16 protein-coding genes are annotated in these 12,755 nt (G+C 37.0%); all 16 read right to left on the reverse strand.

What is annotated here, in order from left to right:
- Position 1: 1 nt before the first annotated feature.
- A complete protein-coding gene (locus SPD45_RS10270) occupies positions 2–196 on the reverse strand; it encodes a hypothetical protein (protein WP_057995379.1) in 195 nt (64 codons plus the stop codon).
- Positions 197–207: 11 nt separating this feature from the next.
- A complete protein-coding gene (locus SPD45_RS10275) occupies positions 208–2,727 on the reverse strand; it encodes a phage tail protein (RefSeq protein ID WP_336267655.1) in 2,520 nt (839 codons plus the stop codon).
- A 7-nt stretch (positions 2,728–2,734) separates the two neighbouring features.
- A complete protein-coding gene (locus tag SPD45_RS10280) occupies positions 2,735–3,508 on the reverse strand; it encodes a distal tail protein Dit (protein ID WP_211651040.1) in 774 nt (257 codons plus the stop codon).
- Between the two features lie 15 nt (positions 3,509–3,523).
- Positions 3,524–6,145, reverse strand: coding sequence for a phage tail tape measure protein (locus tag SPD45_RS10285; protein ID WP_336267656.1), 2,622 nt, complete (start codon positions 6,143–6,145; stop codon positions 3,524–3,526).
- A 73-nt stretch (positions 6,146–6,218) separates the two neighbouring features.
- Positions 6,219–6,674 carry a hypothetical protein gene (locus SPD45_RS10290; protein WP_336267657.1) on the reverse strand — a complete coding sequence of 152 codons (456 nt, stop codon included), beginning with the start codon at positions 6,672–6,674 and terminating at the stop codon, positions 6,219–6,221.
- A gap of 50 nt (positions 6,675–6,724) precedes the next feature.
- Positions 6,725–6,901 (reverse strand): hypothetical protein, encoded by a 177-nt coding sequence (locus SPD45_RS10295; protein ID WP_336267658.1) that lies wholly within the window; start codon positions 6,899–6,901, stop codon positions 6,725–6,727.
- Between the two features lie 11 nt (positions 6,902–6,912).
- The gene (locus tag SPD45_RS10300; RefSeq protein ID WP_336267659.1) at positions 6,913–7,296 is read right to left on the reverse strand and encodes a hypothetical protein; all 384 of its coding nucleotides are present in this window, start codon (positions 7,294–7,296) and stop codon (positions 6,913–6,915) included.
- A gap of 15 nt (positions 7,297–7,311) precedes the next feature.
- Complete coding sequence (locus tag SPD45_RS10305; protein WP_336267660.1) at positions 7,312–7,908, reverse strand: major tail protein; 597 nt, start codon at positions 7,906–7,908, stop codon at positions 7,312–7,314.
- A gap of 3 nt (positions 7,909–7,911) precedes the next feature.
- A complete protein-coding gene (locus SPD45_RS10310) occupies positions 7,912–8,259 on the reverse strand; it encodes a hypothetical protein (protein ID WP_123317344.1) in 348 nt (115 codons plus the stop codon).
- Positions 8,256–8,687, reverse strand: a complete 432-nt coding sequence (locus tag SPD45_RS10315; protein WP_336267661.1) for an HK97-gp10 family putative phage morphogenesis protein — start codon at positions 8,685–8,687, stop codon at positions 8,256–8,258. The genes SPD45_RS10310 and SPD45_RS10315 overlap by 4 nt, the downstream gene beginning before the upstream one ends.
- Entirely contained in the window at positions 8,680–9,015 is a 336-nt protein-coding gene (locus tag SPD45_RS10320) for a head-tail adaptor protein (RefSeq protein WP_061114368.1), read from the reverse strand. The genes SPD45_RS10315 and SPD45_RS10320 overlap by 8 nt, the downstream gene beginning before the upstream one ends.
- A 3-nt stretch (positions 9,016–9,018) precedes the next feature.
- A complete protein-coding gene (locus SPD45_RS10325) occupies positions 9,019–9,339 on the reverse strand; it encodes a head-tail connector protein (protein WP_442962018.1) in 321 nt (106 codons plus the stop codon).
- A 2-nt stretch (positions 9,340–9,341) separates the two neighbouring features.
- Positions 9,342–9,569, reverse strand: coding sequence for a hypothetical protein (locus SPD45_RS10330; RefSeq protein WP_061114370.1), 228 nt, complete (start codon positions 9,567–9,569; stop codon positions 9,342–9,344).
- 18 nt (positions 9,570–9,587) lie between these two features.
- A complete protein-coding gene (locus SPD45_RS10335; protein ID WP_186088517.1) occupies positions 9,588–10,784 on the reverse strand; it encodes a phage major capsid protein in 1,197 nt (398 codons plus the stop codon).
- Between the two features lie 12 nt (positions 10,785–10,796).
- A complete protein-coding gene (locus SPD45_RS10340) occupies positions 10,797–11,483 on the reverse strand; it encodes a head maturation protease, ClpP-related (protein WP_211651034.1) in 687 nt (228 codons plus the stop codon).
- Positions 11,452–12,735 (reverse strand): phage portal protein, encoded by a 1,284-nt coding sequence (locus tag SPD45_RS10345; RefSeq protein ID WP_336267663.1) that lies wholly within the window; start codon positions 12,733–12,735, stop codon positions 11,452–11,454. Before SPD45_RS10345 ends, SPD45_RS10340 begins: the two co-directional genes overlap by 32 nt.
- Positions 12,736–12,755: the final 20 nt, after the last annotated feature.

Here is a 12,755-nt window from a genome sequence, read left to right on the forward strand (position 1 = left end):
CCTAACCATCAAGAGTCCACTTTATTTCTGATACATGCCCAACCCACCCAGTAGCGATTGAGCCACCTTGCAAAAGAATATCTGTAAAATACACTGTCCCAGTGCAATCTTTTACAAATAATCGAATTGTTAATTTCTTAATTTTCCCAGATCCTTTTGGAGTAATTGCATGTGCAGTTTGAGTTAAAAAAACCATTTCAAACACCTCTAATATAAATCAATAATTCTCTTTTCAATCGATCCATCTTCGTATTCAATTTCCACTTCAATCCCTACTTGCCCATTTGGCCCTTTCTCTAGATTTTCAGAACCAATTTGTGCGGATATAGTATAATTCTTTCGATTTGCTGGATATACGGTTTGATACATAGATTTCGTCATTCCCAAAACACCTTCTGCTTTAAAAGATGCATCACCGCTTGCACCATTATTCGTATCAACATTAAAACCAGAATTCACCCAGTAAGTAAATCCATCATCTGCTCTGGAGTTTCTTAAATGGTTAAACGGTACTAAATCTTTTATTTCCTGCCGATCAAGCACATCTGTGTCATGTAGCATATCTGCAGCCTTATCCCACTGGGCTGATGAATCACCTAATTCTTTTAATTTTGTCGATAATTCAATCACTGTTTTCCATGGTTCTTGCAAATTGTACTGCCTGCGTACGATACGAGTCTTCACTTGTAAATTTAATTCTTTATCGTTAACGGTAACAATATCTCCTAGATCCCACTCTTCATGTTCATAACCTGTTAGTACGGATAAGTCCATAGCAGTTAAAACATAAGACACTCTTGGCTTTGCGTATTGACCTAACCTCATATTTGCAAACTCTAACATTTGATAAGGATTGCTAAATGATGAGGCATCAAGTGTTGCAATTCGAACTTCCGATGTAAAACTATAATCTTCTACATATGCTTTGTTATTATTGATAGATGAAAATGTCATGCCATCTTTACCGTATGCGTATAATCTTGTCACTAAACTTCTTGTATCCACTGTTCTTTGAATACTTTTCATATTCTTTCTATAGCTAAATAACGCACCACTATCTTTACCGCCAATTGTCAGTAAATGAACTAAACGATTCGCACTATCAAAAATTAAATCCCCACCATGGATATTTTGCACTTCTCGTAATATAGATAATGCATTTTTCTCCTCTGATTCCCACGTCCGCTTTGTAGTTACATTCACATTTCCAACAGACCACTCCGTTCCTTCTACCGCATATTTCATCGGGACATCAGCAGTATCTGCATTAAATTCAATAGGCTGTTTGTCCGTACTAAAAGCTAAGTCATAAAAATCTGCTTCTGCATATACGTGAGTGATGATATTACCTTCTTGGCTTTTTTCATCGGTTATCGTTCGTATGCGATACACATCGTCTACGATTTGAATTTGTTTTTCGTTTTCAATACTTTCCCTTTTTAAATCATGAAAAGGAATCTTAAACTCTAAGATGTCAGCACCATTAATTTCACTTGTAACAATGACATCAAACGCATTTTCTAAAACTGCATCCCATGCTCCATTACTATCCAAAACGACAGGCCTAGCAAATCCAAGTTTTTCATAGGCAGGTTTTGGGATATCATGCAATATAACTTCTATTAGTTTCGGTGTTTTCGTTTCATCTTCTGTCGTTAAAGTAATGCGATAGCGGATATAGGCTCTATTAGGTGAAATTAATTCACCTGTTGGTCCAATTGTTTGCCACGAAGTCCAATCCTCAAGGTCATCTGATGTGGATGTTTCTACTAAACTAATCGCAGTTGTTCCAGCAATATATTCACTAGTTACTGAAACTCTACCATTGCCACCTAAACTACACTTTTTAGGTATTGTATAGAGCACACCACTACCTGGATACTTGTTATCTTCTTGCTTTAAAATAACAGCACCTGGTTCCGTTAATGCATCTACTTGGGATGCACTATCTGCACCATTTGCTTGAATAGAAGATTTAAAATATAAGTGTATATCTTCCATTGTTAACTTTGAATCTTTCTCAAAAAACCAATCATCAAAACCTCCAGCATAGTAATACGTATCTTGTAACATACCCATGACAATGTCAGCGGTACATTCTTCATTCAATACACCTGTATAATTTCTTACAAGTGATTGCCAAGTCGCCCCATTCGACCTATCACCGATAAAGTTTTGAATTGTTTTATTGTTTCTATTAATAATTGTTGTGATAAAATACCAGCCATTATTTACAAAGCTAATACTTGGTGTCTCGGATGTATCATAAATTAATGTCCCAGCATTGTTATAAAGCATTAATCGTAGTCTTCCTTGATATAAAGATATATAGAAAATTGGTTGTCCTGGTCCATTTCTTGTACTAAATATAGGAATAAATGTTTGACCGATTGAGTAGGTTGTTGGATTTATCCAGCCACCGACAACAATTTTCTCCCCTAAATCAGTAAAAAAGCTACCATCATTGGTAGCGGTGAGATACGTCTTTTCACTTGTTGGATTGACAATATTCTGCCTGAAAAATCGCCCAAACTTCCCTGCCACTAAACTGGCAGATGTTCCAGACCAATTTGATATAGTAAAATGATGATTATTCATACTGCTGTCTTTTAACTGATTATTATTTGGTTGTGATTCATTAAAATGCCATAATGCAACTGTTTCATCATGAATCGGAAACTCACCAGTAAAATCTGTTTGAGATGTTACAACCGATTTAATCGCCATAATAAAATCACCTCCATCTACTTTGACTTAATATGTGAAGTTCCGTAAATGCTGCTCCTGTACTATTTACTTTTATTTCATTACTACCAGGATATAAAACTGGAAAATTTAACTCATCTAAAACAGATAAACCATTCCGAACCGTATTTCCACTTGTATCTGTTATTTTTGCAGTTAGTAATCCACTATCAACGATTAATATTTCATTTGATGATAATGGGCCATTAACTTTTAAACTTTCGCCATTTGTGGTAACCGTTAAAAATGTTGAACTTGAACTACTGATATTTCCTTTCATTCGATATATCGGGAAAGATTCTATATTGCCTAACTCCCTTTCAACTACATGGCTACCAGTAGAATTAATCGTAAATTGCTCATCTGTAATCGCATAACCATAAGGGTCTGGACAAACAAATGTAAGTTCAAAGGAACCTGCACTTCTTAATATTCGTTCACAATCCACTTCCTCTACTAAACGTGCTAAAAAATATCTGTTTGGAATATCGTCTAGCACTAATTGTTTTAATCCTAAATTAGGGTTCAACCATTCAGCTACATCATCCAATAGATGAATTACTTCGGTAAATGAATGCTGCGGAAAAATATTACAAATGACTTTGATATATTTTTCTGATGTATCTGAACCTAGATCGGCAATTCCCATTCGACCAGGTATAACTTCAAATGCATTTCTAGGAGCGGGAGAAACTTGCCAACTAACAATTCTTGCAGTGATTTTCATGTTTTTCGAATGAACGCCATCAAATGTAAACCCCATTCATCCCACTCCTTTCTAACTTGGCACGAACCTCCCTTGTGCTCGAGACCCTGTTTGAATTAAGTTATATAATTCTTGTGAAACTTTTCTAATATCATCTTCACTTCTGACAATCATTTGTTGGATCGTAATTAATGATCCATATCCATCTTGACTTGTTGTAATACCGTTTGCCCCTACATTCACGTTTGATTGAATGTCGAAATCTGTCGGAACTGCATCTTGTATATCCTCAGAAACTTGACTCATTGCCTTATCAAAACCAACCCCTAACCCTTGAGCCATATCATCACCAATACCAGCAAATACAGTTGATGGAGATTTAATACCAAGTAAACCTTTTACTCCACTTACAATTCCACCTACAAAATTACTGATTTTATCTTTGATCCAAGTAACCATGGAGGCAATTCCATCCCAAAGACCACGTACAATATTTCGACCGATTTCGACAATTGCAATTGCTGCTTTTCCTATTCCCGTAATTAATGCCATCACAATTTGTGGTAAAGCAGCGACCAGGGAAGGTATAGCTTTAATTATGCCAACTACTAATTGCAAAATGATACGGATCCCCATATCGATAATCATCGGTAAGTTTGAGGTAATAAAGTTAATAATTGAATTTATTATTTGTGGTAAGGCAGCTATCAATCTAGGTAAAGCTGCAACAATACCTTCAGCTAAAGCCATAATAATTCGAAGAGCCGCATTTAATATTTGCCCTAAATTATTGATTAACGTATCTACAATTAAAATGATTGCATCTATAACCGCTGGAATTAGCTGTGGCAAGGCACCTGCTATCCCATTCGCTAATGCGATAACAATTTGGATGGCCGCTTCAATTAAAATAGGTAAATTTTCAATAATAAATTTCGCAACAGTTGTTACTAAATATACGACCATTTCAACTAACGGCTCGATATTCCCTACAATCGCCTCAATAATCCCTGTTAATAAAGCAATCGCACCTTCTAATAAAGGTGGCAGTAAAGTAGGCAAAAGTTCTACCAATACATTCACAAGCTCTGTTAGCATTGTGGCTATCATATCAATGGCACCCGGGATATACTCTGTAATTCGATTAATTCCTTGAATTAAAAAAGATGATATTCTCTCGCCTATAGCGGTAATATCACCTTCTTGAAATCCATCATTTAATATTTCAGTTATATCTCGAACTAATTCTGTCACATCACCAACTGCCCCTTGGGCCATTTCTGCAAACTGTTCTCCGATAACGATTTGTAGTCCTTCATAGGCTGATTTTAAACTTCGTACAGAACCCGCTATTCCACTTTCCATCGTGTCTGACATTTGCTGCGCAGCACCATCAGCATTTTCAAGTTCCTTATAAAGGTTATTCATCTCATCGCCAGTCCCAGATAGTAATGCATTCACACCCGCTAAGTCTTGTTTATTGAAAATATTACTTAAGGCGTTCATTTTATCCGCTTCTGACAATCCATCAAGTTCTTTATTTAAATCTGTGAATATATCGTTCATATCTCGAATATTCCCTGATGAATCAGTAACGCTTATGCCTAGACTTTCTAATTCTTTTGCAGCAGCTGATGTGGGAGAAGTTAAGGACATAATGATGTTTCTTAGTTTTGTTCCGCCTTCTGCTCCTTTTATCCCCCTGTTAGCGAGAACTCCTAACATAACATTTAATGTATCTAAATCTTGCCCAGCATTTTTCATTGTCGCTCCCGCAACGAGTATTCCTTCACCTAATTGCTGTACATCTGTGTTTGACTTTTGTGAGGTCTTCGCCATTTTGTCCATGTACATGTCCATATCAGCGATTTCAAGGCCTAAAGCAGCCATGGAGTCTGTAACCAAATCAGATGCTCTTGCTAAATCCATATCACCCGCGGCAGCAAGTGTAAGCACACCTGGAAGTGCTCCTATCGCCTGTTCTGTATCATATCCCGCTAAAGCTAGATAATTTAACGCTTCGGCTGATTCAGATGCGGAGAAACGTGTACTTGCTCCCGCATCTTTTGCTGCTTGAGATAATTTATTAAAGGCTTCTTCCCCTTCTTCTCCTGTAAGTCCCATTGTTGCTTGAACTTGCTTCATGGCATCTTCATATTCGCCATATACATTTAAAGAGTCCTTTATAAACTTACCTGATGCAACCGCTCCAGTCCCAATTGCAGCCATTGCTGCGGCAGCTGCTTTTAAGCCTGCTACCAATACTTTACCCGCAATTTCACCCGCTGTTTTTAAACCATTCACAAGTTTTTCAACTTTTTCTCGGTTAAGCTTCTTTACTTCCTCTTGTGAGTCCTTCAGTTCACGTTCTAAATTATTTAATTCGGCATTCGCATTATTTAACTGAGTTTGCCATGACAATGTTCTTCTATCATTTTCTCCAAAGGATTCAGCAGCATTGGCAAGAGCCTTTTCTAGTGTTGATACTTTTTCCTTTTGTGCATCAATCTCTTTATTTAATACTGCATTTCTCGCTGTTATAGCTTTAATCGATTTATCATTTCTATCAAATTCTGATGTCACTAATTTCATTTCAGAACCTAGCACTCTGAAACTTTGGTTAATTTCCCGTAGAGATTTCTTAAATTCTCGTTCCCCTTCAACACCAATTTTAAGACCAAAATTGTCTGCCATACTGCCACCTCCTCCTAAAATAGATATAAAAAAAGAACAATCTATTGATTGCTCTCAAATCCATGTCCTTATATTAACGCTGTGTTGCAAAGCCTTCGTACTTTGGTTCATATTTGTAATGAAGTACCGCTTCAATCAAGCCCAATGTAAATATGCCAAGCTCAACATTCACTAAAATGTCAATCCTTCTGCAATTCTCTTTTATCCACACACCAATGTTTTCCTCAGTTATACCAAATTGCAACATATCCGGATCCCTTAATATTGATGCGGCTAACGTGCTTTGGGCTGATTTCGGATTGTAATGTTGACTTAAGAATCTAGGACCACTCTTAGAGCCTGCTTTGCCTATTTTTAAAAATCTGTCATTATACCAAAATGCATATACTCCCATCATTCCAATAGGAAGCGATTTTGGTTTATGTGGTAAACCTCTATCAATAATTTCATATCCTTCTACTACAATAGGTTTACCTATCGTTTTACTCACATCCTGTATTAATGAATCAATCTCGTTGATTAGTTCCATTCAATATTCCCCCACATTCAGATATTCTGAATACTATTGTATCAGAATTTTTAAATACCTAACGGAATAACATCATCAATCGATAGTTCATTTTTAGGTTTTGTGAGACCCGTGAATTGTTTGTGGATTTCCCATTGATCAAGTAAATGGCCAATAGGCATCAACCATACTTCTTCTTCAGTCCTTTTTAGCTGCGTGACTCCATAATAAATAAGTCGAGCAAACATTTCTTCATCGTTTACTCGACCACTTCGTTTTTTGTATCGGTTTCCTCCGACTCAATATGTCGTTTTGTCCCTTTAAACATTGCTTCCATAATTGCATCTTTAAAAGTTGCCATCTCAGCAGGAGATGTTAACAGTTCCACATCATCTTCTGTTAATAAATCTTTCTTTTCTTCATTCAATCGATTATGGATATGGATACTTTGATTGGCAAGTAGGGTAATTAACCAGACAATCTCATCTAAAGCCATCTCAAAGTTTTCAGCTTTCATTAACTTCTCACCTAAATCTTCTAAGCCACCATACCTTTTTGCAATTTCCTTTGTTGCTTTTGTTGTTAAGATTAATTCATAGTCCAAACCACCAATTGAAATCTTTGCACTTCTTTCACTCGTCATAATTGTTCGCTCCTTTTATCCTTCAGTCCCCGCAGCAAATACTGGTTCATAAACTTCACTATACCAACCAGTAATTATTTCTTGATTCACACCATCGTCACCTTCACTAACTTCCGCTTTCCATGGATGTTTTCCTTGACCATCAAGCTTGTTTCTCCGTAAAACCGTACCTTCAATTGTTGGTGTAGAGAAAGTGATGCTGTCCCCTTTTGTCGCAAGGTTTGTCGCTGGAATACCAAATTTCACTCGGTATAGCCAAAAATATCGGTATTTCCCATTTGCCTTTTTCGCCCTAAAACCAATCGCAACTGGATCTCCACCATCTTCACTTGTAGATATCAGTACATGATTATCGTCAATTGTTGCACCTGTTAAATCACTAGCTGCTGCCACACCGATATCATCAATACCAAGCGATAATGTTCCGCTTTGAAATTCTTTAATCACTTCAGCCGCACCATCATCTGCATATAAAGTTGCCTCAGCTAATTCAACAGATAATTCAGCACTAATCGCCTTTGCTAAAGGTGTTGGAGTTTCATAGGTTTCTTCACTATTTTCTCCTTCTGTTATTTTTGCATAATAAAGCCGATCAAGACCAATAGTCGCCATAAATTATTCCTCCATTTCAAATTCATAATATTTTGCTACATCAATAGCTAAATGATGATATCCAGTATCATCTTCATGACCGATATATCTCCTATCTGTAATAACAAAATCCGCACCCAAAAGAGTGCGGACTAAACTATTTTTAATTGATGTATAATTCTTTTTTGAAAACAACGAAACCCTAACTTCTTGTACATCATACTTTGGAATATTATCTGCATGTAATTCAAACATATCAACGATTGGTGTGATTACAATGTATAAATCAGGAGCAGTATCTGAAAAGATACCTGTTTCAACTGGAATACCACATTGTTCCGCAATTTGAGTTACTTCGGCTAATACATTCATATGCTTTCCACTTCTTCTTCCAATTTTTTAATCATCGCATCCATACAAGGTTGCCTTGATGTTCTTCTTGCTGGTTTTAAAAATGGCTTTGCAGGTTGACCCGATTTTCCGTATTCGATTATATTAGCTAATTTAGCGTTGCTAACCCCATCTTTACGTGGTTCATTAAACCCTACTTTAACATTATGATTTCCTCTTCGGTCAACTAAGGCAGGTGATACTCCTAATGCAGATACCAACTCACCAGTTGATCTACTCGGAAGTTTTGTGTCCTTCCCAATAACCGAGCTTAAATTAGACTTCATTTTATCTAATACAATTTCTCCACCTGCTTCAAGAACCCTCGGAACGATTTCATCTGTTTTACTTCCCAATCTTGAAATCTTCATCAAGAATTCTTCTGGCATTATAATGTTAACTTTAGCCATCTGATGCCACCACCTTTTTTGTTAAAACCTCGATATACATATTTCTATTTTTCACATTATCAACGCTTACTACTTCATATCGCCCATCATCACATACAATAAACATTTTCGGTTTAATGGTTAAATCGGGAATGTTTCTAAAACGAAATAACGCATTCGCTTCAGAAAAGGCTGCCCTATTTGCCCAAGTCTTACTACCAAAGCGTTCTTCTTTGTATGCTGTCACAGATGCTAGGATTCTATCGGTTTCTTCACTGAAAGACTCTTCATCTTTTACAATTTCACGTGTTACGATATCGATAAATGTACGCATTTTACCAAAACTCATACGCTATACCTTCCAATCTCTATCTAGCCTTAATAAAAGGTTGACTGTTTTCCAAACTTGCTCTCCAGCAAGTGCGCTATCTGCGAAAAATCCACCTGTACTGCCATCTCGACTTTCGTAAAAGTGTGATGCCAACATGATAACCGCTTGTTCCGTTGTCGCGGGCATATTCTCATCTAAATATGTGCCTTCTTTAATATGTTGATAACTCTCTGCATAAGAAATGGCGGCAGTGATGTACATTTCTATTAAAGCATCATCTTTATCATGTTGGAGTATTAAATTAGCCTTTACTTTTTCTAGTAATGTCATCACTTTCGCCACCTTTATTCTTCTGACATATAACCAGATGTTTTTAATTTCGATAGTAATGCATTAAAATCCGCAACCAAGTCTTCTATTGTTTCTGCTGTACTATCCGATTGATTTGCCATTTTTTCATTTGAAGAAGAAGGAAGGCCAGTGACCTTCGCCCCTTCTTCAATAACAAGTTCCCCGCCAATCACCGTTTTTTCTCCGCCTTGTTCCGTATAATTCTTAGCGTTATACCCCATCGCATTCTACTCCTTTATTTATTTTTGTTGTAAGACTTTAATTGCTTCTGGCAAAATCAACTTTCCATCGACACGTTGACTTGCTAGGAAACCAACTTGCCCTGTTGTTGCAAAAAGTTCGTTTAAACGCTTGAATGAACGACCTTGTCTGTCTGCAATCCAATAATATCCGAAATCACCAAAGGCAATAGACTTTGCTTTCGTTTCAATAGTCGGTGCATAAGCTGAAGTGAATACTGGACGATTCAATAACGTATCTGGTGTACCGGCAGTTAGTGATGGTTGCCATAAGTACTGACCTTGACCATCTTTTAATTTTCGAATTGCTTTTATTGTTGCATCATTCATAATGAATACAGCATTTTTACGATATGGTGCTTTTAAAGAGTAAACTAAGTCAATAATTTCATCTGCAGTAATAGCTGTTGCTGATGTGGCAGTAACTCCTAATTCTGCACCACCAGTATCATGAAACACTCCAGTCGGCTTTCCTGCTCCATCACCGACAAGAAACGCTTCTTCTTCTTTTGCTCCAATTCTTCGAGCAAATTCAGTTGAAATGTAATTCTCTAAATTAAATACACTATCATTCAATAATTCATCCGAAACTTTAATCATTGTACCTAACTTATAAGCACTGATTGAAGTCTGTCCAAACACTGAATCGCTTTCTTCAAATTCTTCTCCTTCATCCAACCATGCCGCTGAACCTTTAGTAGTGACAACTGGAATTTTACGATCGCCACTGGACGTTTTTACAATCTTAGCAAGTTTTCGGAATACGTTCTCTTCTTCTAATGACTGTACAAGTGTACGCTCGAATTCATCGGGAACTAAAAATCCTCCTTCTGAATCTGTTCCCACTGATAGTGAGTTCATAATTTCTTGTGTTGGATTTTTACTTCTCATCGCATTCCAGAATGCCTTTGTATAACCTTCAGAAGCTCGTCCACTCTTTGTTTCCATTCCTGGAACAGATGGATTTCCAATGATAGGTGTATTTATTGGACGATTTAATTCTGCATCTAAAGCCTCTTGCCGTTCTAATCGTTGAATTTCTTTGCCTAAATTCATAATATCCTCTTCCATACGATCATACATCTGTGCATCTTCAGCCGATACCAAACCATCACTTCCACGTTTAGTATCTAAAAAAGTTTTAGCAGCCTCCCATGCTTTTGCTCTTTTCTCACGTAATTCTAAAATTTTATTCATATTGGTTTCCTCCTAATATTTCAATAAATTAAGCCGCTCATAAAGCGGATCAACCGATTGACCTTTTTGTGGTTTTTGTATCTTGTTTATTAATGAATTTGTTACTGCTCGTCTACTAAAAACAAAGCTGTTCTCAGGTTGGTTTTCATCTTTACCATTTGCGAACATAATGGCATCCGCAAATCCGAGTTCAATTGCTTTATGTGCATTAAGCCACGTTTCAGCATCCATTAATTCGGATAGTTTATTTCTTGATAAACTTGTTTTAATTTCATATGCGTTAATAATGCTTTCTTTTACTTCGTCAAGCATATGCACCGTCTTTTTCATTTCTTCACTATCACCAATTGCGACAGTAAATGGATTATGAATCATCATTAGGGACGTTGGTGACATTTGAATTTCAGTGCCTGCCATCGCAATCACAGATGCTGCCGATGCGGCAATCCCATCAATTTTGACAGTGACATCACCTGGATATTCCATCAACATGTTGTAAATTTGCGCAGCTGCAATACAATCACCCCCTGGCGAATTAATCCAAACTTCAATATCGCCTTTGCCTTGCACGAGTTCTTCCCTAAAGGCAGATGGTGTGACTTCATCATCAAACCAACTCTCCTCTGCTATTGCCCCATATAAATGAAGGGTTCGTTTATCAGTTTCATTATTCTTTGTCCAGTTCCAAAACTTCTTCATCTTCGGTTTCCTCCTTTTCATATTTCTTTGCAAACACACCTGCGTCTTGGAGTTTCGTCATATTCCCATTGATTAAATATAAATCTCCCCCAAGTTCATCCGGTATCCGGTCTAAATTCTCAAGTTCACGAATGTCATTAGCACTCATCCAGCCATTTTGCCTCGCTGTTGCATAGCCACTCATTCGTGAAGCATAATCACCTCTAAGCAATCCATCCACATTAAATTTCACAAAGTACGCTTTCTTTTCACTTTTAGTAAATAGTGAACGACTAATTGCTTGTTCCCACCGAATAACCCATGGATCAAGTGTGTATTTAACGAATTCTAACGATTGTTGCTCTATATTAGAAAAGCTCGACTTTTCCAAGTCACCTACCATGTGAGGTGGCACTCGGAAAATTCGAGCAATCTCGTTAATCTGAAATTTTCTTGTTTCAAGAAATTGTGCTTGATCGGGTGCAATTGCGATTTGTTGATACTTCATCCCTTCTTCTAATACAGCAACTCGATGGGCATTACTTGAACCTTGATAAGCTTTATTCCAACTATCCTTTACTCTTTGGGGGTCCTTGATAGTTCCCGGATGTTCTAAGACACCACCTGGTGCCGCTCCATTAGCAAAAAACTTTGCACCATATTCCTCAGTTGCCATTGCTAGACCCACTGCATTTTTAGCCATCGCAATAGGTGAATATCCAACTAAACCATCAAAACCAAGTCCGGGTATATGAAGTACATCTTCAGCTTTTAATGCAATAGTTGTCTTCTCTGACCCATTCATTTCCTCAAATGTTTTTGTGTATAAATAATACAGATTACCTCTCGCATCTCTTTCGACTGACATTTTATTTGGCATAAGTGGATAAAGTGCAATAACCTCCCCTTTTCCATTGCGAATGATCTGAGCATACGCATTTCCCCATAATAAAAGATGAGTCATTAATGTTTCTCTAAACACAAATGAACTCATCTCAGGATTTGGTTCGTCATGAAGTAAAAAATATAAGGTATGGGATATTGCTTTTTCCTTCCCACCTGTATCTGTGTACTTATATAAGTGCAGTGGTAAACCAGCTACCGCTTCAGCTAATATGCGTACACACGAATATACTGCAGTCATTTGCATTGCTGTAAATTCATTAACGGATTTTCCACTACTAGAATTTCCAAAGAAGAAACTATAATTGCTCCCAAATGAATAGTTTTGTGGTTTATCTCTTGCTTTAAATAAATTTGTAAACCACCGCATATGAATATCACCCCCTTAAC

This window comes from Pseudogracilibacillus sp. SO10305, from assembly GCF_037072005.1.
GTDB lineage: Bacteria > Bacillota > Bacilli > Bacillales > Amphibacillaceae > Pseudogracilibacillus > Pseudogracilibacillus intestinigallinarum.

Coding starts and splice junctions, on each gene's coding strand:
- SPD45_RS10320 (WP_061114368.1), bottom strand. CDS start 9,015: ATGAGTTTTGGTAAAATGCGTACATTTATCGATATCGTAACACGTGAA.
- SPD45_RS10340 (WP_211651034.1), bottom strand. CDS start 11,483: ATGAAGAAGTTTTGGAACTGGACAAAGAATAATGAAACTGATAAACGA.
- SPD45_RS10290 (WP_336267657.1), bottom strand. CDS start 6,674: ATGGAACTAATCAACGAGATTGATTCATTAATACAGGATGTGAGTAAA.
- SPD45_RS10300 (WP_336267659.1), bottom strand. CDS start 7,296: ATGACGAGTGAAAGAAGTGCAAAGATTTCAATTGGTGGTTTGGACTAT.
- SPD45_RS10270 (WP_057995379.1), bottom strand. CDS start 196: ATGGTTTTTTTAACTCAAACTGCACATGCAATTACTCCAAAAGGATCT.
- SPD45_RS10280 (WP_211651040.1), bottom strand. CDS start 3,508: ATGGGGTTTACATTTGATGGCGTTCATTCGAAAAACATGAAAATCACT.
- SPD45_RS10310 (WP_123317344.1), bottom strand. CDS start 8,259: ATGAATGTATTAGCCGAAGTAACTCAAATTGCGGAACAATGTGGTATT.
- SPD45_RS10295 (WP_336267658.1), bottom strand. CDS start 6,901: ATGTTTGCTCGACTTATTTATTATGGAGTCACGCAGCTAAAAAGGACT.
- SPD45_RS10345 (WP_336267663.1), bottom strand. CDS start 12,735: ATGCGGTGGTTTACAAATTTATTTAAAGCAAGAGATAAACCACAAAAC.
- SPD45_RS10335 (WP_186088517.1), bottom strand. CDS start 10,784: ATGAATAAAATTTTAGAATTACGTGAGAAAAGAGCAAAAGCATGGGAG.
- SPD45_RS10315 (WP_336267661.1), bottom strand. CDS start 8,687: ATGGCTAAAGTTAACATTATAATGCCAGAAGAATTCTTGATGAAGATT.
- SPD45_RS10330 (WP_061114370.1), bottom strand. CDS start 9,569: ATGGGGTATAACGCTAAGAATTATACGGAACAAGGCGGAGAAAAAACG.
- SPD45_RS10275 (WP_336267655.1), bottom strand. CDS start 2,727: ATGGCGATTAAATCGGTTGTAACATCTCAAACAGATTTTACTGGTGAG.
- SPD45_RS10305 (WP_336267660.1), bottom strand. CDS start 7,908: ATGGCGACTATTGGTCTTGATCGGCTTTATTATGCAAAAATAACAGAA.
- SPD45_RS10285 (WP_336267656.1), bottom strand. CDS start 6,145: ATGGCAGACAATTTTGGTCTTAAAATTGGTGTTGAAGGGGAACGAGAA.